Here is a 21,408-nt window from a genome sequence, read left to right as displayed (position 1 = left end):
CCTTTGCCGGGTCAGGATGCCGGGCCGAACTGGAGCAATTTGAAGCAATCGCCGCTTCCCGACTTCAACTGCGTCAGGAAGGGTTTCGACCGGTCGAGCCATTCCTGGTGCGATCTGGCATCGGCTTCGATTTCATTGGCCGGTGCAAGCTTGACGAAGCCGCGCCCGTTGCTGAAAAGCCAGCACGCGCGGCCGAGAAACCGCCTGCTGCGCTGGCGCAGGAGGTCGGCATCATAAAAGATGTCGAGCACCTCCTGCTTGATCTTCCGCTCCTTTTCGGGATTGGCGATCGCAACCTCGATCGGCTCGCCGCCGATCGCATCCTGCAGGTCCTTGTAATCCAGGGCGATCTGGGTAGTGGCATATTTGATGTCGCTCTCGTCCCGGACGATGTTGAACCATAGCATTGGGTTGAGCTCGTTGACGACGAACGATGCTTCGAAATCGCGTGACAGATTGAGAATATCGAACCCCTGAACATCGACGTCGCGCTCGACCAGAAGGATCTGCGAAACCTGCTTGGCGAGCGCCGTTCCGTGGGCGCTGACGGCGGCATTGTTTCCGCCGAGTTCCGGACTGACATAGGCGCCGCCATCATCCAGCAGCTCATCGAATTCGCCGAGGGCCTCCACGACAGCGCTGCCGCGGGCAACACGCGCCGCCAGTTTGGCGAGAACCTGCTGGAGCTCCGTTTCGCGTTTGCGCTGGTCCTGATAATTCTGCTGGAAAAAGAAGATGAACAGGGACACGCCAATCCCGATCAGGATCACGCCCAGCTGCGAAAAGATATTGCGATAATATTCCAGCAGCTTTTCACGATGGCGTACGTCGTCACGCACACTGTGCGCCACGCGAAGATTGACGATCAGCGAAACGACCACGAGCCCGGCACCGACCAGGATCAGGCCGCCGATCAGCAGGTAGCCATGGCGTGAGTTGAAGTCCATTCCTTTGCCGCGCTCCCGAAACCCCAGACAGCGCAGACTAATACCATTCCGCCTCAACACCTACGATCATCCCCACCATTCGGCCACTGTTCTTACAGCCAGGACTACGCTCGCCATCCGCCTCGTTTCGTGGCGGTCTTCTCGCAGCCGGATTCAGGCCGCGTGCTTGGAACCAATGACGGGCGAGACTGTTCAGCTATGACTTTGATACGACGCCGACGTGCCCGGCCGGCTGGGCATGCGGCGATCTTGAGGAGTTCTCATCATGAAGATTTCGTCCAGATTTCGTTCAGTCGCAGTTGCCGTCATCGCTGCGGCGGCAGTTAGCTTTGCCAGCGTCGCGCATGCCGACAGCGGTACGATCCGCTTCGCCGTCTACAAGGCGGCCTTTTTCATCGGCGGCTCCGGAGGCGAGGGCACACTGACCTTCCATGGTCGCCGATATCCCATCTCGGTCGGCGGCATCTCGGGCGGCCTCGCCTTCGGCGCCTCCAAGACCTATTTCAAAGGTACCGTGCGCCACATACGCCGCGCCCGGGATGTGACGGGGGTGTACGGTGCAGCGGGCGGTGGCGGCGCGCTCGGCAAAGGAGCCCAGGTGATCGTCATGACCAATGACAAGGGTGCCCAACTCGAACTCACGGGCAGGCAGGTAGGGCTGCAAGTCAATGCCGATCTCAGCGGTATGAGCATCTCGCTGAAATAAGGACAGTCACTGCATTCGTTATTCCTTGGATGGGTCGGATTTGGCCGCTCCAAACCGCAGCCCATCCATCAGCAGCGACACCAATCGGCGCGAGCGGTCGCGCCAGTCCTTGGTGTCCGGGGCCGAATAGATGCCGCCCAGCGCATGCAGCACGTCGGAGGCATCGACATCGCCGCGGATCGAGCCGTCGGCGACCGCGGCATCGATCAGCCGCCGCAAGGCGAGCGTCACCCTGCCGGAAACGTCGGAGAACAGGGTTGAGTTGGTCGTGAGCAGGATGCGCAGGCTTGTCGACAGCCCGCGCTTGGTGGCGATGTAGTCGACGAAGCGCTGCATCCATTGTTCGAGCGCCATGTCGGGCGCATGATCGTGGGCGAGTTCGTCGGCCGCCTGGCACAGTCCTTCCACTTCGCGCCGATAAACCACCTCGACCAGGTGCTCGCGGGTTGGGAAATGCCGGTAGAGCGTGCCGATGCCGACGCCGGCCTGGCGCGCAATCTCCTCCAGCGAGGCATCGACGCCTTGCGCGGCAAAGGCTTTTGCCGCGACCTCGACCAGCGCATCGCGGTTGCGCTGCGCGTCGGCGCGCAGTGGTTTTGCAACGGCGGCTTCGGTTTTGTCTCCAGAAATGACGGGCGGCTCCGCGGCCAATTTTTTCTCCAGTGCTGATCCGAAGCATACCCGGATAGGCAGGCCCCGTTTCAAGAACGCAGACGCTTCCACCTTCGTTACGTCTCCGACAAATATAATCGCAAGTAAATATAATCACAGGATCGAGTCTGGGCCGGCGTTCCGGCAGGCGAGGCATCTTGCCCGCCTCCGGTGCACGGCCGGTGGATGACGACGGAGGATATTTCCTCGCGGCCGGCACTCCTCATCTGTTCGGCCGATGCCGTGGGGCAAAAATGAGCCCACGTTGAGCACGATCCCCTCAGGATCATTGGACTGTCCTGCCCCTACAGACAGTTCAGAGAGCACCACCGGCTTGGGCCGGTGGTGCTTTTTTGTCTCCAGGCATGACGGCTGGCTGCCTGCCAATTTTCTCCAATTTTGATCATTTTCGATCCTGGGCTTGAACAGGGCGGAGCAGGCCCTTAGGTAATAAGCGGAGGCGCCTCCGATTGTGGAGCGCCTTTCTCATGTAATCACGGGATCGGGTATGTCACGTCTTTCGACCTCGCAAGCCGCAGCCCTCCCGGAGCTCGCACCAAGTCAGGCAGACCCCCTCTGCCCTGCCGGGCATTTCCCCCAAAGGGAAGATAGCCTTCACCTAGCCATAAGCTGACCTTGCCGCTCGCCGGCCGGGCACCAGATCATCCCCTCCCGCGTCAAGCAACTGGAGCCAGACGCCCCATGATAAGCAAAACCCGAACTCCAATCCAACTTCGAATCAACGGACATCGACATGAGCTGGAGGTCGAACCGCGCGTTACCCTGCTCGACGCCTTGCGCGACCATCTCGGCCTGACCGGCACCAAGAAGGGCTGCGACCAGGGCCAGTGCGGCGCCTGCACCGTGCATATCGATGGCCAGCGCGTGCTGGCCTGCCTGACGCTTGCCACTCAGGCTGAAAGCAGGGACATCACCACCATCGAAGGGCTTGCCGGGGAGGATGGCACGCTGCATGCGGTGCAGGCCGCCTTCCTCGAACAGGATGCCTTCCAGTGCGGCTATTGCACGCCGGGCCAGATCATGTCGGCGGTCGCCTGCATTCGCGAAGGCCATGCCGGCTCCGACGAGGAGATCCGCGAATACATGGCCGGCAATCTCTGCCGCTGCGGCGCCTATCCGCATATCGTCGCCGCCGTGCGCCAGGCCGCCGTGGAGGCCGCGTCATGAGGGACTTTTCATATCTCCGCGCCGGCTCCGCCGATGCAGCCCGTGAGGCAGCAGCACTTCCCGGCGCCATGCTTTTGGCCGGCGGCACGACGCTTGTCGATCTCGCGAAATGCGGCGTTGCCGAACCCGAGACCGTGGTCGACATCACCCATCTCAAGGGACTGGACACGATTGCCGTTGATGACCGGGGCGCCACGATCGGCGCGCTGGCCAGGATGAGCCGCGTCGCCGACCATGCCGATATCAAGAGTCGGTTCCCCGCAGTCTCGGAAGCATTGTGGCAGGCGGCGTCGGCTCAGCTGCGCAACATGGCGACGATCGGCGGCAATCTGATGCAGCGTACGCGCTGCCCCTATTTCCGCGATCCGGCGAATTTCCCCGCTTGCAACAAGCGCTCGCCCGGCAGCGGCTGCTCGGCGATCGGCGGCGTCACCCGCGGCCATGCCGTGCTCGGCACCAGCGAGGCCTGCATCGCCACCTATCCCGGCGACCTGGCGGTTGCACTCGTCGCCTTCGACGCGATCGTCCATCTCGGCGACCGTCAGGTCGCCGTCGATGATTTTTTCCTGTTGCCTGGCAGCGCGCCCGAAAGGGAACATGCGATCGAGCCCGGCGAGATGATCACCGCGATCAGCATTCCCGCTTCGGCCGCCGCCCGCCGCTCGACCTATCTCAAGGTCCGCGACCGCCAGTCCTATGAATTCGCCGCGGCAAGTGCTGCGGTCGGCATTGAATTCGAAGCCGACGGAAGGACAATTCGCGATCTGCGCGTCGCGCTTGGCGGCGTCGCCACTAAGCCATGGCGCGCCCGTGCCGTCGAAGAGGCGCTGAACGGCAAAGTGCTCGAGCCGGAGGTAGTCAGGCAAGCCAGCCTGCTCGCCGTCGAGGGCGCCGTCGACCATGGCGCCAACCATTACAAGATCGAACTGGCGCCGCGCGTCGTCACCCGCGCCATCCTCAAAATGGGAGAAACGGCATGACCGTTCACGAGTTGAGAACAAGACCCGGCGATGCCAAACGCGGCGACGCTTCGGACGGTGCCGTCCTCGCCGATCAGGTCGGCGGCCGGCTGTCGCGCGTCGACGGCCCGGCCAAGATCACCGGTGCCGCCAAATACGCCGTCGAGCAGCAGCTCGAGGGGCTTACCCATGCGGTGCTGGTCGAGAGCACCATTGCCGCCGGCCGGGTGCGTTCGATCGACACGGCCGCGGCCAAGGCGTCGCCCGGCGTGCTGCTGGTGCTGACGCCCGACAATATCCTGCCGCTGAGAACCGCAACGGACTGGCTGGGTACGCCGCCGCCGGACGTCGCCTATTGCCCGCTGGCGCGCGACATCACCTTCAGCGGCCAGCATGTCGCGGCGGTGGTGGCCGAGAGTTTCGAGCAGGCGGTCGCGGCCGCAGCGCTGGTCAAGATTGCCTATGACGAGGCGCCGGCGATCGTCGACCTCAGCGATCCAAAGGCCGGCGACGGCATCCCCGTCGATGCGATGACCAAGGAATGGGGCGAGGCGGAGACAGCGTTCGCCTCGGCTCCGGTCAGGATCTGCAACGCCTACAACACGCCGCGCGAATACCAGGCGCCGATGGAGCCGCATGGCCTGATCGCAAAGTGGCAGGGCGACCAGCTGACGGTCTGGGAGCCGAGCCAATGGCTCGACGGCATGGCGCGGACCTATGCCGAATGGTTCGGCGTGCCGTTCGAGAATGTACGACTGGTCTCGCCCTATATTGGTGGCGGCTTCGGCTCCAAGGCGTTTGCCTATGGCTACGGCGCTGTAGCGGCAGTCGCCGCGAAAATGCTGGGACGGCCGGTGAAGCTGGCGGTCACCAGGCCGCAGACCTTCACCGCCTATGGCGGACGGGCGGCGACGCGCCAGACCGTGGCGCTCGGCGCCAACGCGGAGGGCCAGATCCAGTCGATCGTGCATCGCGGCGTCAACGAGACCTCGGTCGACGGCATGTGGGTCGAGCCGCTCGGCTCGGTCACCTCGGTCATGTACGCGACGCCGAATTTCTCGTCGCGGCAGAACGTCGTGCGGGTCAACACGGTGGTGCCGGGGGCATTGCGCGCGCCGGGCGAGAACCCGAGCGCCTTCGGCATCGAAAGCGCCATCGACGAGCTCGCCTATGAGGTCGGTATCGATCCGCTGGAAATCCGGCTCAGGAACTATGCCGAGCAGGATCCGCATGCGAAGAAGCCGTGGTCGACACGGCAGCTGCGTGAGGCCTTCGCGGCCGGCGCCGAAGCCTTTGGCTGGTCGAAGCGGAACCCCCGGCCGCGTTCGATGCGCGACGGCAACCAGCTGATCGGCTGGGGTGTCGCGGCAGGCACCTACCCGGTGCGGCGCGCCTATGGCGAGGCGGTCGTGCGCATTCTCGCCGACGGCTCGGTCGAGGTCGAAAGCTCATCGATCGACATGGGGCAGGGCACCTACACGATCCTGGCGCAGACCGCCGCTGAGGTGGTGGGCGTGCCGGCGGAAAACGTCGTCGTCAAGCTTGGCGATTCCCGCTATGCCCGTGCCGGCGTCACCGGCGGTTCGCGGCTGGCCGGGGTGATGACCGGCGCCGTCCACAAGGCGGCGAGTGCCGCGCTCGACCAACTGATCGGGCTCGCCATCAGCGATCCGGCTTCGCCGTTCCATGCACTGCAGGCCAACACGCTCGTCGTCGCCAATGGCCGCATTGCTTCACCGCGCGGCAACGGCCCTGAAGCTTCCATCGCCGAACTGCTCAGGAGCGTCGGGCGCGAGCATATCGAGGCGAAGGGCGACACCATGCCGGCCAATTCGACGGTCGAGGACCGCTACAAGAACTACACCACCATAGCCATGGCGCTGCCACACACCGAGGGCGACTATTCCCGCCACAGCTGGTGCGCGCATTTCATCGAAGTCCGCGTAGACGAGGACTTTGGCACGGTTCGCGTCTCCCGCGTGGTGTCGGCGCTGGATTCGGGCCGGCTCTACAACCCCAAGCTCGCCGAAAGCCAATGGAAGGGCGGCATCATCATGGGCATCGGCCAGGCGCTGCTCGAGGAGGGCATCGTCGACCGCCGCCACGGCCGCATCGTCAACAACAACCTCGCCGACTATCTCATCGCCACCAATGCAGACATTCCCGACATCGAGGTGATCTCGGTCGGTATTCCCGATCCGCATTCCTCGGTGCTGGGCGGCAAGGGGGTCGGCGAACTGGGCATTGTCGGCGTGGCGCCGGCGATCGCCAACGCGGTATTCCACGCCACCGGGAAAAGGGTGCGGGACCTGCCGATCACGCTGGAGAAGCTGATTTAGGCGGAGGTTGGGACTGTCGGCGCATTGGCGATTGTCAAAAGCCGACGTGACGACCGATCTCCCCACGAGAGGGGAGATCGGCAGCTTCAACGCTCTGCCTTTTTCAGGCTCACCACGACAGACTGAATGCAAGCTTGCCGAAATGCCGGCCGCCGGCTGCCATATGGGCGTAGGCCTCGGTCGCCTGGTGCTGGCTGTAGACCGTGTCGATGACCGGATCGATACGGGCGGCGCCGATGGCCCGCGCGGCGTCGCGCAGGTCGGATACCGAACCGGTGTTGTTGCCTACCACCTTGAGTGCCTTGATGATGATCGGCAGCAGGTTCGTGGTGGCCTCGGCGCCGGTGACGAAGCCGATGGCGAACACCGTGCCGCCGGGCGCCGCGGCATTGATGGAGCGGGCGAAGGTCGCCGCGCCGCCGGTTTCGACGATCAGGTCGGCGCCGAGGCCGTCGGTCAACTCGAGCACCTTGGCGTCCCAGTCCGTTGTTTCGCGGTAGTTGATGAGGTGATCAGCACCCAAAGCCTTGGCGCGGGCCAGCTTTTCGTCCGACGACGAGGTGATGATGACCGTGGCGCCGGCTGCCTTGGCCAGCTGCAGGGTCAGGATCGAGACACCGCCGGTACCGAGCAGGACGACGACCGACCCCGGCCCGGCATCGGCGGCGCGAAGCGCATTCCACGCGGTGGTGCCGGCGATCGGCAGCGTCGCTGCCGCTTCGAAGGACAGATGCGCCGGCATCGGCACAACGGCATTGGCCGGCAGCGCGACATATTCGGCGAGCGAGCCGGGTAGTGTCAGCCCGCGCATCTCTCTGGTCTCATAAGGCCGCGGACGGCCGCCGATCCAGCGCGGTTTTGCATGGGCGATGACGCGGTCGTTGATGGCGAGCCTCGACACGCCCTCGCCAATGCCGACGATCTCGCCGGCGCCGTCGACGACGGGAATGAGCGGAAAGCTCGGACCTGGATAGTTGCCGCTCGCTATCGCGACATCGACAAAATTGAGGCTTGCGGCGCGTAGGCGGATCAGCACTTCGCCGCGCTGCGGTTCAGGCGTGGGAACGGTGGCCGCGCGAAACGCGTCCAGTCTCGGGGCAGTCAGTTCGATCGCTTTCATGTCTCACTCCGGTTGATGGCCGATTGACGGGCCGGGATTGAGTGAAACTAGCTGCTGCGCTATTGGTATATAATCCTTGGCTTTTACATTTGAGCTCTGCGCCTGATGCAGCAATCGCACGAACCGGCAGCATTGGTCGAAATGGCCGCCTTCGCGGCAATCGCCGAAGCACGCTCCTTCACCAAGGCGGCTGCTCGCATCGGCCGCGACGCGACGATCCTGTCGCGGCGCCTTGCCTCGCTGGAAGAGCGGTTGGGCGTGCGCCTGCTGCACCGGACGACACGAAGCGTGTCGCTGACCGAGGCGGGTTCGGAATTTCTCGTCCGCGTCCGCGCCATCCTGGCTGCGGTCGACGAGGCCGAGGCTGTCGCGTCGGCGCATGCCGGCGGCGGGCCGCGCGGCGTATTGCGGCTGGCGCTGCCCGGCTCGTTCGGGCGCATGTGGATCGGCCCCCTGCTGCCGCAGTTTCTCACCGAATTTCCCGAAGTCCGTATCGAGGCCGAGTTCTCCAACCGTTTCGTCGATCTCGTCGCCGAGAATTTCGATGTCGCCGTGCGTCTCGGCGCGCTGCAGGATTCGCGGCTGGTGGCGCGCAAGGTCGCGACACGGCGGCGGCTGCTGTGCGCCGCGCCGTCCTACCTCGCCCGCCGGGGCACGCCGACTGCGCCGGAGGCGCTGCTGGAACACAGTTGCCTGGGCTTCTCGGGTTTCCAGACCTTTCCGGCCTGGGAAATGACCGACAGCACGGGTCGCCGCGTCAGTATCGAGGTCTCCGGGCCGCTGGTCACCGACGACGCCGAGGTGCTGGTCGAAGCCGCCGTGCAAGGCGTCGGACTGATGATGAGCACGGATTGGCTGGTCGGACGCGAACTCGCCGACGGCCGGCTGGTGCCAGTGCTGGAGGACTGGACCCTTGCCGATGAAGGCGCGGTCTATGTCGTCATGCCTTCGGCCAAGGGGCAAGCCGCCAAGACACGTGCCTTCGCCGACTGGATCAGCAAACGCTTTGCGCCGGTCCCGCCGTGGCGGAGGTGAGGGTGCTGATCTCCCCCCTTGAGGGGGGAGATTACGCGCTCAGCCGCCTCCGCCTCCACCACCCTGCTTGATGAAATGACCGAGCAGATCCATCGGCACCGGAAACACGACCGTCGACGAGCGCTCACCGGCGATGTCATGGAGAGCCTCGAAATAGCGTAGCTGCATGGCCTGCGGTGCTTCGGCCAGCATCTTGCCGGCCTCGACGAGCTTTGCCGCCGCCTGCTGTTCGCCGTCGGCATTGATCACTTTCGCACGCCGCAGCCGTTCCGCCTCGGCCTGCTTGGCGATGGCGCGGACCATGTTCTCGTTGAGGTCGACATGCTTGATCTCGACATCGGAGACCTTGATGCCCCAGGCATCGGTGCGCTGGTCGAGAATCTCCTGGATATCGCTGTTGAGCTTGTCACGTTCGGCCAGCATTTCATCGAGCTCATGCTTGCCGAGCACCGAGCGCAACGTGGTCTGTGCCAGCTGGTTGGTGGCGGTCATGAAGTCTTCAACCTGGATCACCGCCCGCTCGGCGTCGACGATACGAAAATACAGCACCGCGTTGACCTTCACCGAGACGTTGTCGCGCGAGATCACGTCCTGCGGCGGGACGTCCTGGACCACCACGCGCAGGTCGACCTTCACCATCTGCTGCACGAAGGGGATGAGGATGATAAGGCCGGGGCCCTTGACCCCGGTGAAGCGGCCGAGCGTGAAGACCACGCCCCGCTGATATTCCCGCAGGATGCGAATGGCCGCGGACAGGAACATGACCACGACGAGCGCTGCTGCCAAATAGGCCACATAACCGATGATCATTGCCTTGCTCCATCGCTTCTCACATTGCGGCGTCGTATCGTCAGCACAAGACCCCTGACATCAGCCACCTCGACGCTGTCACCCACTGCAAGCGGTTCGTCGGCTTTTGCCCGCCAGCGCTCGCCCCGGGCAAGCACGTGGCCCTCGCTGCCCTGCCAGTCGAGGACCTCCGCCGGCAGCCCTTGCATGGCCTGTGCGCCAACACGCGGAACGTTCTTGCGGGCCGCCCACAGATAGCTGCCGGTCAACAGCGCCAGGCCGAGCGTCAGGACGGCGGCGGTGCCGATAACGGCCCACGACATCTCGAAGCCTGGCCCCTCGATCCTGAGCAGCATGGCTGCGCCCAGCAGAAACGCAGCCACGCCTCCCAGCCCAAGGACCACAGTCGGGTTCAAGGCTTCGACGGCCAGGAAGATGATGCCAAGCAGCATCAAGGCAAGGCCGGCATAGCTGATCGGCAGGAGATTGAGCGCATAGAGTCCGAGCAGAAGGCAAATCGTGCCGATCACGCCGGGTGCGACCGCGCCCGGGCTCGTGAATTCGAAGATGAGGCCATAAACGCCGACCAGCATCAGGATGACGGCGATGTTCGGGTCCGTGATCACGGCGAGAAGCCGGATGAGCCAGCCTGGCTCGAGCGTTTCGACCGGCAGCCCTTTCGTCGCCAATGCCTCTTTTTTGCCGGCGATCTCGACGGTCCGGCCGTCGGCCAGTTGAAGCAGTTCGGTGGTGTCGCGGGCGACGAAGTCGATGACATGCTGCTGCAGCGCCGCGCCGGCCGACAGGCTGGCCGCCTCGCGCACGGCCTTTTCTCCCCATTCGGCATTGCGCCCGCGCAATTCAGCCAGGCTGCGGATCAGGGCAACGGCATCGTTCGTCGCCTTGGCGATCATCGCATCGCCCGCGGGTGCGTTCTTCTTGTCCTTGTCCGCCTCCGGGCCATCGTTCTTGCCGCCGGGAAACGATGGCAGCGGCCCGCCCATCTCGATCGGCGTTGCCGCGCCCAGATTGGTGCCGGGCGCCATCGCCGCCAGATGGGTGGCGTAGAGGATGTAGGTTCCGGCGCTCGCCGCGTGCCCGCCGGCGGGCGCGACATAGCCGATGACGGGAACCGGCGAGGCGAGAATGCCGGCGATCATCTCGCGCATGCTGGTGACCAGCCCGCCGGGGGTGTCCATCTGCAGGATGAGAGCCTGGGCGTTTCGGTCCGCGGCCACCGCCAGCGCTTCCTCGAGCTGCCTGGCACTCGCCGGACCGATGGCGCCGTCTATCTCGACGCGCAACACAATTTTCTCCCGGCCGTCCGCCTCTCCGGTTGCGGAAGAGGGACAAACGGCCGCAACAGCCACGAAAGCCGCGGCAAGCAGGACCGCACGCGCGAGTTTCACGCTCAAAGCTCCACATCTAGGAATATGGGCTGGATTTTGCCGAAATCCATGACGCTTCGCGGCGGGTGACGCATCGCACGGTCCTGCTGGGCGTCGGCCTGCTCAGCGGCGGCTACGGCACCGAGAAGCTCCGCCAATCGGGCACGTTCCGCGGCTGTGCAGACCCGACGGCATGTTGCGCCATATAGACGAGGTCGGCGGCCGCACCCGACGGCGGCGGGGCCGCCGCTAAGTCCAGTCGATTTCCCCGTGATCGGTTCTTGTCGTTATCGCTCCGGCCGGCAGCCGATCACAAAACGCGACGACGTTCAGGCAGTCATATCGCGCGCTGGGCACGATCAGACCGTCATAATCGAGGAAATGCGCGGCCTCGCCGATGTCTTGCGACCTCGGATATTCGGCGTGCTTTTCCTGATACGAAAGCTGCCCGTAGCGCGAGGTGTCGAGGCCAAGGGTCTGCAAGGCTGCCAGGTCGAGCAGTCTGAGCGTCCGGTCCAAAGCAAGATCGATCTCGAAGAGATTGTATCTGACACGCGAAGGGACCACTGGCTGCCCGCGCGTCAGGTGGAATCTCATCTCGCTCAAGGCACCTTCGCGCTCTTGCGAGGTGTAGAGCACGTCGAATGTTCCATCGTCCCAACGGCCACCGGAGTTCGAGCACTGGATCGGGCTGCGGCCCTGGCGCACCACACGCCAAACCGTTGCGGAGTATTCGACCGGAACTATTGCCTCGATAGCGTCGATGAGCCGGCTATCGCGTCGTTTCCGCCCGGCGATCGCCAACTAGAGAAAGACCTCGCTCTCAAGCCGATCGATGACTTTGAGCACGTCGAGAGCACGGTCGTCGTGAATGAGATCTATCGCCCTTTCACCGTTCAATTGCGGGTGGCGAGCGTAAAGCCAAGTGCGAATATCGCTTGGCTCGTAGAATTCCTGCAGTCGGCCGACGATATAGTGCAGGTCCGATAGAATGAGCTCGCTGCGCGGCTGGGGCTTGATGTCGCCGGCCTTCCACCTCGAAACCGTGGCCTTGGACACGTCGGTGATGTTTGCAATATCGGTTCCCTTGAGACCGCCAAACGTGCCCAATTCGTCCAGGAACCTGGGGACCGCCCGCAACGCCGTAGCCATGTTTTCTCTCCGGCTTCCAAGCCAGCTTCGCCCATGCGTGTCAGCCTGACACTTTGACTGCATCGGCGCATTTCGATTTCACAAATGGAAAATATGAAACAGAGATGCAAATGTCAATTGCCGCTTCGGTTCGAGGGGCCTCCAGTGCCTGGTCGCTCAGGCCTGAAGCAGCGTCAGCTCTTCGGCAGTCAGATGGCGTACCTTGCCCTTGGCAAGGTCGCCGAGTTGCAGAGATCCGATCGCGATCCGTAGCAGGCGCAGCACCTCGATATCGTGGGCGGCGAGCAGCCGGCGGATATGGCGGTTGCGGCCCTCGTCGAGCACGATCTCCAGCCAGGCGGTGCTGGTGCCGCCGCGCAGCAGCTCGATCGACCGGGCCGCCAGCAATTCGCCGTCGACTGTCGCGCCGGCGCGCAACCGCGCCAACATGGCCGCGTCGGGCAGCGCGCCGATCTGCACGTGATAGGTCTTGGCGACATGCGAGGCGGGATCGAGCAGGCGCTGCGCGAAGCGCGTGTCGTTGGTCATCAACAGCAGGCCTTCGCTGGCCTTGTCGAGGCGGCCGACCGGCGAGACGAAAGGCAGGTCGAGCCCTGCCAGGCAATCATAGACGGTGCCGCGGTCCTGCGGGTCGTCGCGAGTAGTGACCAGCCCGCGCGGCTTGTTGAGCATCAGATAGACCTTGCGCTCGGCGGCGACGCGGCGGCCGTCGACCTCGATGCGGTCGCGGCCGGGATCGACGCGCATCGAGCCGTTGCGCACGATCTTGCCGGCAACCCGCACGCGCCCCTCGGCAACCAGAAGCTCGGCCTGCTTGCGCGAGCACAGGCCAAGCTTCGACAGCGCGCGACAGAGGCTGACGCCGGGAGGCTGGGCCCCGGGGGCAGGGCGTTGCCGGGCAATGTTCGGTCGCGGCGACATGATGTTGCCTGTGGATTCTTGTATACGAGCATCCCACTATAGCCGGCCGCCGGCTATGTCCACGGAAGGGAACTGCATATCGTTTGCGTCGTGCGCAGCGGCTGCGAGGACTTGCATGAAAACAGCCATTCGCCTTTGCCTGCTGCTCGCCTTCCTGCCGACATCGCCGGCGCATGCCGGCTGGCAGGCGGTCGAGAAGGTCGAGACCTATGCCATCTCAGGGCAATCCGGGCCGGAGCTCTACGCCTCGATCGGCGGGCGCGGGCCGCTGCTCGGCGAACGCCGCGTCATCGCGCATACCAATTTCAAGCTGACCTGGGTGAGGGACTACCAGCCGCAAGGCGACGCCTGCGTGCTGGTGTCGGCGCAGCCGAAGCTGATCATCACCTACACCTTACCGAAGCCGGCCGCGCGGCTGCCGGGCGCAATCCAGAAGAACTGGGAGATTTTCGCAGCCGGCCTTGCCGCCCACGAGAAGGTGCACGGCGCCAGCATCGTCGACATGGTGCACAAGATCGAGGCGGCCACCATCGGCCTGACCGTCGCCGATGACCGGGGCTGCAGCAAGATCAGGATCGAAGTGACGAGACGGCTCGCCGGAATCTCGCAGGCACAACGGCAGGCGAGCCGCGATTTCGACCGGGTCGAATTCGGCCCGGGCGGCAAGTTGCGGCAGCTTGTGTTCACGCTGATGATCGGTGGATGATGCTGCAGGGCTGCGGGGGCGGCGCAGGGTACCACCTTTGCGGCCCTCACGCCTGCTCGGTCGGATAGAGCGTCAGGATGTTGACGTTGACCCGTGGCGGCTGGCTCACCGCATACAGGATGGCGGCGGCGATGTCCTCGCTTTCCAGCTGCTCCATGTCGCCCAGCCTTTGCTCGACCGCCTGGCGCACATCGGCGCGCATATTCTGGGTGAACTCGGTCTTGACGGCGCCAGGCTCGATGCAGGTGACGCGGATGCCATCCTTGCCGATCTCGCGACGCAGCGATTCCGCCATCGCGCTCACCGCGTGCTTGGTGCCGGAATAGACCACCGAAGGGTGGATGTAACGGCCGGTGCCAGACGAGACGACGACGATGTGGCCGGCGCCTTGCCGCTGCATCGACGGCAGTGCCGCATGGATCGGATAAAGCAGGCCCAGGATGTTGACGTCGACCATCCGGCGGTATTCTTCCGGCGTCGTGTTGCGGAACGGCGCGGCGACGCCGACGCCGGCAACCGCAAGCAGCATGTCGAGCCGGCCGTACTCCTGCTGGACCCGCTCGACCATCGCCGTGGCTTGCGTTTCGTCGGTGACGTCGACGGCAATCGGCAGTGCCGCGCTGCCGGTCTCACGGATCCGCCTCGCCAGGTCGTCCAGGCGCTCGGCGCGCCGCGCGGCAATCACCAGCGTGGCGCCCTCGGCCGCCAGCGCCCAGGCGGTGGCCTCGCCGATGCCGGAAGAGGCGCCCGTCACCAAGGCGATCTTGCCGCTCAGTTTTCCTGTGTGCATGTTTTCTCTCCTGACGCTTGGACACGCCGTGAAGCTAGGGCGCAGGCTTTCTGGAACAATGCTGATCGAAAAACCGAATCCACTGTTGGAGTTCCTGGGCGCAATACGCGGCAGCGCCCGTTTCCCGCAGAGTACCGCAAGGCATGCGGGACAGTGCCCGCCGGCAAGCCCATGTGCGCGCAATTTCCTTTGAGCTGACGAGCGGGCCTTGACGTGACTGGAGCTGTTGCGTCTTGATACGGGGCTGCGGGGCTTCGCATGAAAACAGCTGATCGACTATGTCTGCGGGTGGCTTGTTTGCATGTGACGCGCTTGCATGCACTCTCGCGACCGAGCGCAAGATGAAGGTCCTCGTCGTCTATTGCCATCCCTGCACCGACAGCTTCAACGGCGCCGTGCGCGACACGGTGCTGGAGACGCTTGCCGAAAGCGGCCATCAGGTCCACCTGCTCGACCTCTATGCGACCGGCTTCGATCCAGTCATGCGCACGCGGGAATGGCGCGGTTACCACGACAAGGCGGCGAACCTGCAACCGGTGCACGAACATGCGCAGGAGCTGCTCTGGGCGGAGGCGGTCGTCTTCATCTATCCGACCTGGTGGTATGGCCTGCCGGCGATGCTGAAAGGCTGGCTGGAGCGCGTGCTGGTGCCGGGCTTCGCCTTCGAGATGCCGACCGCCCGCCGTGGCCCCAAGCCCAAATTGCGGCACATACGCCGGGTGATGGCAATGACCACATGCGGCGCCACGCCGCTGATGTCGTGGATCATGGGACAGCCCGGCCGGCGGACCCTGCTGCGCGGCTTCCGCTCCGTCTGCCATCCGCTGTGCCGGACCAAATTCCTGGCGCTCTACCGGATGGACAGCGTCCCGGCCGCCGGACGCCAGGCGCATCTGCAGCGGGTCAGAAAAGCGGTTGCCGGCCTTGGTCGCGCTGATGCCGTCGCCGCCACAGTGCCTGGCTGATTTGGACCAGGCGAGCCGCCGCCGGCACAGGGCAATCGCTTCGGACAGGCGATAGCCTTCAGATTTGTGTTGGGGACGGCCAGTTGTCGAAGTCGGCGCCGCCCCTCATCGCCCTGCCGGGCACTTCTCCCCGTATAGGGACGGGGAGAAGGGGCTGATCGCGGCCTCGGCGCCCTTCTTGCAATGCTGGCGATTGGCGAAAGCAGCGACGAGAGCACCCCTCTCCCCGTCACTATACGGGGAGAGGATGCCGGCAGGCAGGTGAGGGGCAGCGCCAACGCTCGGAGCAGAGGGCGACTTCAAACCTCAAGCGATTGCATTGCGCCACCGACACCATGCGTTGACTCTATTCCCCATTTCTGGAATCCTGGAAATGTGGATAAGACACTCGCCCTTTCGGCGCTTGCCGCGCTCGGCCAGGAGACCCGGCTGGACGTTTTTCGCCTTTTGGTGCGGGCCGGCGCCGAGGGCGTGGCTGCGGGCGAGATCGCCTCACGGCTCGCCGCGTTGCCGAACACGATGTCGGCGCATCTCAAGATCCTGTCGCATGCCGGCCTGGTGCGGACCGAACGGGAAGGCCGCAGCGTGCGCTACTTCGCCGACATGACCAGGTTTCGCGATCTGCTGGCCTACCTCATGGAGGATTGCTGCAACGGCGCGCCGGAACTTTGCCAGCCTGTCATCCAGGCCGTGACCTGCAACTGCTAGCCAGATGAGCTCCGGCAATCTTCCCCGCCGCCTTGTTGCCGAAGCCCTCGGCACGGCTCTTCTGGTCGCCACCGTGGTCGGTTCCGGTATCATGGCCGATAAGCTGACCGACGAGGTCGCACTCACCTTGCTCGGCAACACCTTGCCGACCGGGGCGATCCTGGTCGTGCTCATCACCATATTCGGACCGATATCCGGAGCGCACTTCAACCCGGCGGTGACGCTGGTATTCGCGCTTCGACGCGAGATCGAAACGAACGCAGCGCTGGCTTACGTCGCCGCCCAGATTGCCGGCGGCATCGCTGGAACGTTGCTCGCGCATGCGATGTTCGAACTGCCGATCCTGCAAGTGTCGGCGACGGTGCGGACCGGAAGCGGGCAATGGATTGCGGAGCTGGTCGCCGCCTTCGGGCTGGTTTTCACCATCCTCGCAGGCCTGCGTTCCCGTCCGGATTCGATCCCCTGGCTGGTCGGGCTCTATGTCACCGCCGCCTACTGGTTCACCGCATCGACATCCTTCGCCAATCCGGCCGTCGCCATCGCCCGTGCGTTCTCCAACACTTTTGCCGGGATCCGCCCCGCCGATCTGCCGGGCTTCATCGGCGCCGAACTTTTGGGCGCGTTGCTCGCCATGGCATTGGCAGGGTGGCTGATCGTCCAACCGAAACCAGCCGGACAGATGAAAGCTGCGCAATGACCATCACCATCTATCACAACCCCGATTGCGGCACCTCGCGCAACACGCTGGCCATGATCAGGCAGTCCGGCGAGGAGCCTGAGGTGGTCGAATATCTGAAAAATCCGCCGTCGCGCGAAAAGCTCGTCGAGCTGATCGCAGCGATGGGCATGACGCCGCGCCAATTGCTGCGCGAAAAGGGCACGCCCTATGCCGAACTTGGCCTGGGCGACCCGAAGTGGAGCGACGACGAGATCCTCGATTTCATGCTGGCGCATCCGATCCTGATCAACCGGCCGATCGTGGTGACGCCGCTCGGCACCATGCTCGCCCGACCCTCCGAAGCGGTGCTCGATATCCTGCCCAATCCGGATATCGGCCCGTTCACCAAGGAGGACGGCGAGGTCGTCATCGACGCCAGCGGCAAGCGCGTCGGCTAGAGTATTTCGATATTTCTCGAAATTTGCTTTGACGCCACGGCGAACCGCACCTATTTATTTCGATAAAACTCGAAATAAGAAAGAAGCTTTGAAACCATGACGATAGCCGACCACGCCGATTCCCTGCCAAACATCGATATGGAGCAACTCCCGGCGATCGATGCATCTGCGCTGTTCGATGTGACCGCCTCGGCCCACAAACCTCGGATCTTGATGCTCTACGGCTCCTTGCGAGAGCGTTCCTATTCCCGCATGGTCACTGAGGAAGCTGCGCGTATCTTGACCTGGCTTGGCGCTGAAGTCCGCATCTTCAACCCTGCCGGTTTGCCGCTGCCGGATTCGACGCCTGCCAATCACCCCAAGGTGAAAGAGCTGCGTGAGCTCTCGCTCTGGTCCGAAGGCCAGGTCTGGTGTTCGCCCGAACGTCATGGTTCGATGACCGGTATCATGAAATCGCAGATTGACTGGCTGCCGTTGTCGTTGGGCTCGGTGCGGCCCACCCAGGGCCGGACGCTTGCCGTCATGCAGGTTTCCGGCGGCTCACAAAGCTTCAATGCCGTCAACCAACTGCGTATCCTGGGCCGCTGGATGCGCATGTTCACCATCCCGAACCAATCGTCGGTGGCAAAGGCATTCAACGAATTCGATGCGGCCGGGCGCATGAAGCCTTCGCCCTACTACAATCGCATCGTCGACGTGATGGAGGAACTGATGAAATTCACGCTTCTTCTGCGCGACCGGTCGGCGTATCTCACCAACCGTTATTCCGAGCGCGTCGAAAGCGCCGAGGAGCTTGCCAAGCGGGTAGACCAGCGCTCGATTTGAGGCGGGCGGTTGGCGCAAACGAGACGGCGATTGCCAGGTTATTCGAGAATGTTCGAAATAAGCGTTGACGCCGTGGGGTCTCGGGGCTAAGACGTTTCCATGAAACTCGAAAAAGCAGCCTCGCAACTTGAAGCCCTCGGCAGCCCGACGCGGTTGCAGCTCTATCGGACGCTGGTGCGGGCGGGCGATGAGGGGCTGCCGGTCGGGCGTATCCAGGACAGATTGGGCATCGCTGCCTCGACGCTGTCGCATCACCTCAAGCGGCTGGTCGACACCGGCCTGGTGACACAGGAGCGGCAGGCGACCACGCTGATCTGCCGGGCCAACTATCCCGCCATGAACGGGCTCATCGGATACCTCGCAGACGAATGCTGCGCCGACGCCACCTGTGCGCCGGCATCGGCGGAAGCGGCCGCCAAAACGGCGGCATGATTTTTTTGCCATTATAATTCGAAATTACCGGAAGGATGGAAGACATGGAGATGATCGAAAAACTCCCCGTTGCGGTGATCGGCGCCGGGCCGGTCGGTCTGGCGGCAGCGGTCCACCTGATCGCGCGGGGCATTCCTGTCAAAGTCTACGAAGCCGGCAATGCGGTTGCATCCAATCTCAGGGATTGGGGCCATGTCCGTGTGTTCACGCCCTGGCGCTATTGCGTCGATCAGGCGGCCAGAAACCTGCTCGAGGCGCATGGCCGGCGGATGCCTGAGCCCGAGGCATTCCCAACCGCGGACGACCTCGTCGCGGATTATCTCGAGCCTCTGGCAAAGCTTCCGCAATTGTCGCCGTCGATCGAAACCGGCGCCCGCGTCGTCGGCATTTCGCGCTGGGGCGCCGACAAGGTGCTGAGCAAGGGACGCGAGAACCGGCCGTTCATGCTGGCGGTCGAGACTGCCGATGGTACAAGACGCGACAGCGCACGTGCCGTCATCGATGCTTCGGGAACCTGGCAGATGCCGAACCCGCTCGGCGCCGGCGGAATTCCTGCAGAAGGCGAGGCCGAATTTGCCGACCGCATCGCCTACGGCATCCCCGATATTCTCGGCCGCGACCGCAGCCTTTACGCGGGGAAGACGACGCTGGTCGCCGGCTCCGGCCATTCGGCCGCCAATGCGGTGCTGGATCTCGCCAGCCTGGCAAATGTGGAGGCCGGCACCGCTTTCATCTGGACAACGCGCGGCACCGACCTGGTGCGCATCTACGGTGGCGGTGATGCCGACCAATTGCCGGCACGCGGCGAACTCGGCGCCGACGTGCGCGAACTCGCCGAGAGCGGCGGCATCAGGCTGGTGACGGGCTTTGCGGCTGTTTCGATCCGCGATGCCGACGGCCGGCTGGTCGTCGAAGGCCAGACCAGGGACGGCTTGCAGGCGCTCGGCCCGGTCGACCGCATCATCGCCGCGACCGGACAACGCCCGGATCTGTCGCTGACCCGTGAGCTTCGGCTCGAGCTCGATCCATGGCTGGAAAGCGTCAAGGCACTGGGACCGTTGATCGATCCCAACGAGCACTCCTGCGGCGACGTGCCGCCGCACGGCCACCATGAGCTCAGCCATCCCGAGCACGGGTTCTATACGGTCGGCATCAAGAGCTATGGCCGCGCACCGACCTTCCTGCTGCTGACCGGGTATGAGCAGGTGCGCTCCGTCGCCGCGGCGATCGCCGGCGACATGGTTGCGGCCGACAATGTCCAGCTCGTGCTGCCGGAGACCGGCGTCTGCACCGTGCCGCGGATCGGCGTGGCCGACAAGGGGTGCTGCGGCGGTCCGGCGCCGGCAGCGGTGGATGCGTGCTGTGTCGCCGGCGCCAAGGCGAAGGCGGTCGGCAAAGGCGGCTGTGGCTGCAGCGTCGCGGCATGAGCCTTCTGGCGCCTTCGCCCACCATCTTGCGCAGCCGCGGCGCGATCATCACCGCGCTTGGCCTGACGCAGATCATGGCGTGGGGATCTTCCTACTATCTTCCCGCGGTCATCGCGCCGGCAGTCTCCTCCGATACCGGCTGGCCGCTGGCATGGGTTGTCGGCGGCCTGTCCCTCGGCTTGCTTGTGGCCGGATTGATCTCTCCGCGCGTCGGCTCGTCGATCGAGCGGCATGGCGGCCGCAACGTTCTGGCGTTCAGCGCCGGATGCATCGGGCTCGGCCAGATCGGGCTGGCTCTTGCCCCTAATCTTGCGGCCTATATCGCGGCCTGGCTGGTCATCGGCCTGGGCATGGGGGCGGGGCTCTACGATGCCGCTTTCGCAACGCTTGGCCGCCACTACGGCCACGGCGCGCGCTCCGCCATCACCATGCTGACGCTGTTCGGCGGCCTTGCGAGCACCATCTGCTGGCCGATCTCAGCCTTGCTGCTGGGGGAGGTCGGCTGGCGCGGGACCTGCCTGGTTTACGCCGCCTTTCAGCTGGCAATTGCGCTTCCGCTCTATCTGGTGATCCTGCCCCGGGAGCCGCCGCAACCGGCAGTCAAACCAGGATTGAAGGAGGCGGCACCCATTCTTGACAACCAAGCCGATCCGTCGATCGTGATCGTTCTGGCCGCGACCCTGACACTCGCAGCGGTGATCTCGTCGACACTATCGGTGCATCTGCTCACAATCCTGCAAGGCAGCGGCATGGCGCTTGCCGCAGCCGTCGGGCTCGGCGTGCTGGTTGGTCCATCACAGGTGGCGGCGCGCGCGATCGAGATGATGATCGCGCGCTACCACCATCCGATTTTCACCAAGTTTGCCTCGGTTGCGTTTGTGGCGATCGGCGTTTCGACGCTCTGGGCCGGCATGCCGATCATCCCGCTGGCGCTCGGTTTCTACGGCGCGGGCATCGGCCTCGAATCCATCGCCCGGGGAACGCTGCCGCTCGCGCTGTTCGGCTCGAACGGCTACGCGAGACTGATGGGCCGCCTCGCCATGCCGAGCCTGATCGCCCAGGCGGCGGCACCCTCGGCCGGAGCATTGCTGCTGGAGCGCTTCGGCCCGCACGGGACGTTGGCCGCGCTTTCTGGTCTAGCGCTGGCCAACGTCATCCTCGCATGCGGCTTGGGCTGGCGGATGCTCCGCCGGCGGCAATCGCAGGTTCAAACCCGATAGGATTTTGACCTGCGTTCAGCGCCT

Annotated in this window: 23 protein-coding genes; 14 read left to right on the top strand and 9 right to left on the bottom strand. The window is 64.4% G+C overall.

Annotated elements, in window-relative coordinates:
* Window positions 1-11: 11 nt before the first annotated feature.
* Window positions 12-947: a hypothetical protein gene (locus NKI18_RS13985; RefSeq protein ID WP_352617167.1), complete on the bottom strand. Its 936-nt coding sequence runs from the start codon at window positions 945-947 to the stop codon at window positions 12-14.
* 265 nt (window positions 948-1,212) lie between these two features.
* On the opposite strand from NKI18_RS13985, the gene NKI18_RS13980 reads away from it, so the two are divergent.
* Window positions 1,213-1,653: a lipid-binding SYLF domain-containing protein gene (locus NKI18_RS13980; protein ID WP_352451439.1), complete on the top strand. Its 441-nt coding sequence runs from the start codon at window positions 1,213-1,215 to the stop codon at window positions 1,651-1,653.
* Between the two features lie 18 nt (window positions 1,654-1,671).
* On the opposite strand, the gene NKI18_RS13975 is transcribed toward NKI18_RS13980, so the two are convergent.
* Window positions 1,672-2,304, bottom strand: a complete 633-nt coding sequence (locus NKI18_RS13975) for a TetR/AcrR family transcriptional regulator (RefSeq protein WP_352617164.1) — start codon at window positions 2,302-2,304, stop codon at window positions 1,672-1,674.
* Window positions 2,305-3,006: 702 nt separating this feature from the next.
* On the opposite strand from NKI18_RS13975, the gene NKI18_RS13970 reads away from it, so the two are divergent.
* Genes NKI18_RS13970 through NKI18_RS13960 form a run of 3 tightly spaced genes read left to right on the top strand, consistent with a single transcriptional unit; the run spans window position 3,007 to window position 6,790 of the window.
* Window positions 3,007-3,492: a (2Fe-2S)-binding protein gene (locus tag NKI18_RS13970; protein ID WP_352617162.1), complete on the top strand. Its 486-nt coding sequence runs from the start codon at window positions 3,007-3,009 to the stop codon at window positions 3,490-3,492.
* Window positions 3,489-4,472: an FAD binding domain-containing protein gene (locus tag NKI18_RS13965; protein ID WP_352617160.1), complete on the top strand. Its 984-nt coding sequence runs from the start codon at window positions 3,489-3,491 to the stop codon at window positions 4,470-4,472. Before NKI18_RS13970 ends, NKI18_RS13965 begins: the two co-directional genes overlap by 4 nt.
* Complete coding sequence (locus tag NKI18_RS13960) at window positions 4,469-6,790, top strand: xanthine dehydrogenase family protein molybdopterin-binding subunit (protein WP_352617157.1); 2,322 nt, start codon at window positions 4,469-4,471, stop codon at window positions 6,788-6,790. The genes NKI18_RS13965 and NKI18_RS13960 overlap by 4 nt, the downstream gene beginning before the upstream one ends.
* 109 nt (window positions 6,791-6,899) lie before the next feature.
* Here NKI18_RS13960 and NKI18_RS13955 read toward each other — a convergent pair whose 3' ends face one another.
* Window positions 6,900-7,910 (bottom strand): zinc-dependent alcohol dehydrogenase family protein, encoded by a 1,011-nt coding sequence (locus NKI18_RS13955; protein ID WP_352617155.1) that lies wholly within the window; start codon window positions 7,908-7,910, stop codon window positions 6,900-6,902.
* Window positions 7,911-8,015: 105 nt separating this feature from the next.
* Between NKI18_RS13955 and NKI18_RS13950 the strand changes: the two genes are divergently transcribed.
* Window positions 8,016-8,945, top strand: coding sequence for a LysR family transcriptional regulator (locus tag NKI18_RS13950; protein ID WP_352617152.1), 930 nt, complete (start codon window positions 8,016-8,018; stop codon window positions 8,943-8,945).
* Window positions 8,946-8,984: 39 nt separating this feature from the next.
* On the opposite strand, the gene NKI18_RS13945 is transcribed toward NKI18_RS13950, so the two are convergent.
* From NKI18_RS13945 to NKI18_RS13925, 5 genes are all read right to left on the bottom strand, one after another.
* On the bottom strand, window positions 8,985-9,755 hold the full coding sequence (locus tag NKI18_RS13945; RefSeq protein WP_352617150.1) for a slipin family protein: 771 nt from the start codon (window positions 9,753-9,755) through the stop codon (window positions 8,985-8,987).
* Entirely contained in the window at window positions 9,752-11,143 is a 1,392-nt protein-coding gene (locus tag NKI18_RS13940; protein WP_352617147.1) for an NfeD family protein, read from the bottom strand. The genes NKI18_RS13945 and NKI18_RS13940 overlap by 4 nt, the downstream gene beginning before the upstream one ends.
* A 228-nt stretch (window positions 11,144-11,371) precedes the next feature.
* Window positions 11,372-11,926: an RES family NAD+ phosphorylase gene (locus tag NKI18_RS13935; RefSeq protein WP_352617145.1), complete on the bottom strand. Its 555-nt coding sequence runs from the start codon at window positions 11,924-11,926 to the stop codon at window positions 11,372-11,374.
* A complete protein-coding gene (locus NKI18_RS13930; protein ID WP_353019891.1) occupies window positions 11,927-12,274 on the bottom strand; it encodes a hypothetical protein in 348 nt (115 codons plus the stop codon).
* Between the two features lie 156 nt (window positions 12,275-12,430).
* On the bottom strand, window positions 12,431-13,195 hold the full coding sequence (locus tag NKI18_RS13925; protein WP_352617139.1) for a pseudouridine synthase: 765 nt from the start codon (window positions 13,193-13,195) through the stop codon (window positions 12,431-12,433).
* Window positions 13,196-13,310: 115 nt separating this feature from the next.
* Here NKI18_RS13925 and NKI18_RS13920 point away from each other — a divergent pair, with 115 nt between their 5' ends.
* Window positions 13,311-13,901 (top strand): DUF922 domain-containing Zn-dependent protease, encoded by a 591-nt coding sequence (locus NKI18_RS13920; protein ID WP_352617136.1) that lies wholly within the window; start codon window positions 13,311-13,313, stop codon window positions 13,899-13,901.
* Between the two features lie 46 nt (window positions 13,902-13,947).
* Here the strand turns inward: NKI18_RS13920 and NKI18_RS13915 are convergent, their stop codons facing one another.
* Complete coding sequence (locus tag NKI18_RS13915) at window positions 13,948-14,691, bottom strand: SDR family oxidoreductase (protein WP_352617133.1); 744 nt, start codon at window positions 14,689-14,691, stop codon at window positions 13,948-13,950.
* A gap of 341 nt (window positions 14,692-15,032) precedes the next feature.
* On the opposite strand from NKI18_RS13915, the gene NKI18_RS13910 reads away from it, so the two are divergent.
* The 8 genes from NKI18_RS13910 (at window position 15,033) to NKI18_RS13875 (ending at window position 21,384) form a co-directional block, all read left to right on the top strand.
* A complete protein-coding gene (locus NKI18_RS13910) occupies window positions 15,033-15,656 on the top strand; it encodes an NAD(P)H-dependent oxidoreductase (protein ID WP_352617130.1) in 624 nt (207 codons plus the stop codon).
* A gap of 375 nt (window positions 15,657-16,031) precedes the next feature.
* Window positions 16,032-16,364 (top strand): ArsR/SmtB family transcription factor, encoded by a 333-nt coding sequence (locus NKI18_RS13905; RefSeq protein ID WP_352617127.1) that lies wholly within the window; start codon window positions 16,032-16,034, stop codon window positions 16,362-16,364.
* Window positions 16,365-16,368: 4 nt separating this feature from the next.
* Entirely contained in the window at window positions 16,369-17,061 is a 693-nt protein-coding gene (locus NKI18_RS13900) for an aquaporin (protein ID WP_352617124.1), read from the top strand.
* Complete coding sequence (gene arsC / locus NKI18_RS13895; RefSeq protein WP_352587067.1) at window positions 17,058-17,480, top strand: arsenate reductase (glutaredoxin); 423 nt, start codon at window positions 17,058-17,060, stop codon at window positions 17,478-17,480. Before NKI18_RS13900 ends, arsC begins: the two co-directional genes overlap by 4 nt.
* Window positions 17,481-17,576: 96 nt before the next feature.
* Entirely contained in the window at window positions 17,577-18,305 is a 729-nt protein-coding gene (gene arsH, locus NKI18_RS13890; protein ID WP_352617121.1) for an arsenical resistance protein ArsH, read from the top strand.
* A 99-nt stretch (window positions 18,306-18,404) separates the two neighbouring features.
* Complete coding sequence (locus NKI18_RS13885; protein ID WP_352490030.1) at window positions 18,405-18,737, top strand: ArsR/SmtB family transcription factor; 333 nt, start codon at window positions 18,405-18,407, stop codon at window positions 18,735-18,737.
* 50 nt (window positions 18,738-18,787) lie between these two features.
* Window positions 18,788-20,164 (top strand): FAD-dependent oxidoreductase, encoded by a 1,377-nt coding sequence (locus tag NKI18_RS13880; RefSeq protein WP_502900700.1) that lies wholly within the window; start codon window positions 18,788-18,790, stop codon window positions 20,162-20,164.
* A complete protein-coding gene (locus NKI18_RS13875; RefSeq protein WP_352617115.1) occupies window positions 20,161-21,384 on the top strand; it encodes an MFS transporter in 1,224 nt (407 codons plus the stop codon). Before NKI18_RS13880 ends, NKI18_RS13875 begins: the two co-directional genes overlap by 4 nt.
* Window positions 21,385-21,408 lie beyond the last annotated feature (24 nt).

Origin of the sequence: Mesorhizobium sp. M0800 (assembly GCF_040320095.1) — a bacterium.
Taxonomy (GTDB): Bacteria; Pseudomonadota; Alphaproteobacteria; order Rhizobiales; family Rhizobiaceae; genus Mesorhizobium.
Note: the sequence above shows the minus strand (reverse complement) of the source record. Positions and strands in the feature narration are given on the sequence as shown.

Bases quoted from the DNA above. Each gene is read 5' to 3' on its own strand.
- NKI18_RS13985 (WP_352617167.1), bottom strand. From the start codon at position 947: ATGGACTTCAACTCACGCCATGGCTACCTGCTGATCGGCGGCCTGATC.
- NKI18_RS13980 (WP_352451439.1), top strand. From the start codon at position 1,213: ATGAAGATTTCGTCCAGATTTCGTTCAGTCGCAGTTGCCGTCATCGCT.
- NKI18_RS13970 (WP_352617162.1), top strand. From the start codon at position 3,007: ATGATAAGCAAAACCCGAACTCCAATCCAACTTCGAATCAACGGACAT.
- NKI18_RS13965 (WP_352617160.1), top strand. From the start codon at position 3,489: ATGAGGGACTTTTCATATCTCCGCGCCGGCTCCGCCGATGCAGCCCGT.
- NKI18_RS13960 (WP_352617157.1), top strand. From the start codon at position 4,469: ATGACCGTTCACGAGTTGAGAACAAGACCCGGCGATGCCAAACGCGGC.
- NKI18_RS13955 (WP_352617155.1), bottom strand. From the start codon at position 7,910: ATGAAAGCGATCGAACTGACTGCCCCGAGACTGGACGCGTTTCGCGCG.
- NKI18_RS13950 (WP_352617152.1), top strand. From the start codon at position 8,016: ATGCAGCAATCGCACGAACCGGCAGCATTGGTCGAAATGGCCGCCTTC.
- NKI18_RS13945 (WP_352617150.1), bottom strand. From the start codon at position 9,755: ATGATCATCGGTTATGTGGCCTATTTGGCAGCAGCGCTCGTCGTGGTC.
- NKI18_RS13930 (WP_353019891.1), bottom strand. From the start codon at position 12,274: ATGGCTACGGCGTTGCGGGCGGTCCCCAGGTTCCTGGACGAATTGGGC.
- NKI18_RS13925 (WP_352617139.1), bottom strand. From the start codon at position 13,195: ATGTCGCCGCGACCGAACATTGCCCGGCAACGCCCTGCCCCCGGGGCC.
- NKI18_RS13920 (WP_352617136.1), top strand. From the start codon at position 13,311: ATGAAAACAGCCATTCGCCTTTGCCTGCTGCTCGCCTTCCTGCCGACA.
- NKI18_RS13915 (WP_352617133.1), bottom strand. From the start codon at position 14,691: ATGCACACAGGAAAACTGAGCGGCAAGATCGCCTTGGTGACGGGCGCC.
- NKI18_RS13910 (WP_352617130.1), top strand. From the start codon at position 15,033: ATGAAGGTCCTCGTCGTCTATTGCCATCCCTGCACCGACAGCTTCAAC.
- NKI18_RS13900 (WP_352617124.1), top strand. From the start codon at position 16,369: ATGAGCTCCGGCAATCTTCCCCGCCGCCTTGTTGCCGAAGCCCTCGGC.
- arsC (WP_352587067.1), top strand. From the start codon at position 17,058: ATGACCATCACCATCTATCACAACCCCGATTGCGGCACCTCGCGCAAC.
- arsH (WP_352617121.1), top strand. From the start codon at position 17,577: ATGACGATAGCCGACCACGCCGATTCCCTGCCAAACATCGATATGGAG.
- NKI18_RS13885 (WP_352490030.1), top strand. From the start codon at position 18,405: ATGAAACTCGAAAAAGCAGCCTCGCAACTTGAAGCCCTCGGCAGCCCG.
- NKI18_RS13880 (WP_502900700.1), top strand. From the start codon at position 18,788: ATGATCGAAAAACTCCCCGTTGCGGTGATCGGCGCCGGGCCGGTCGGT.
- NKI18_RS13875 (WP_352617115.1), top strand. From the start codon at position 20,161: ATGAGCCTTCTGGCGCCTTCGCCCACCATCTTGCGCAGCCGCGGCGCG.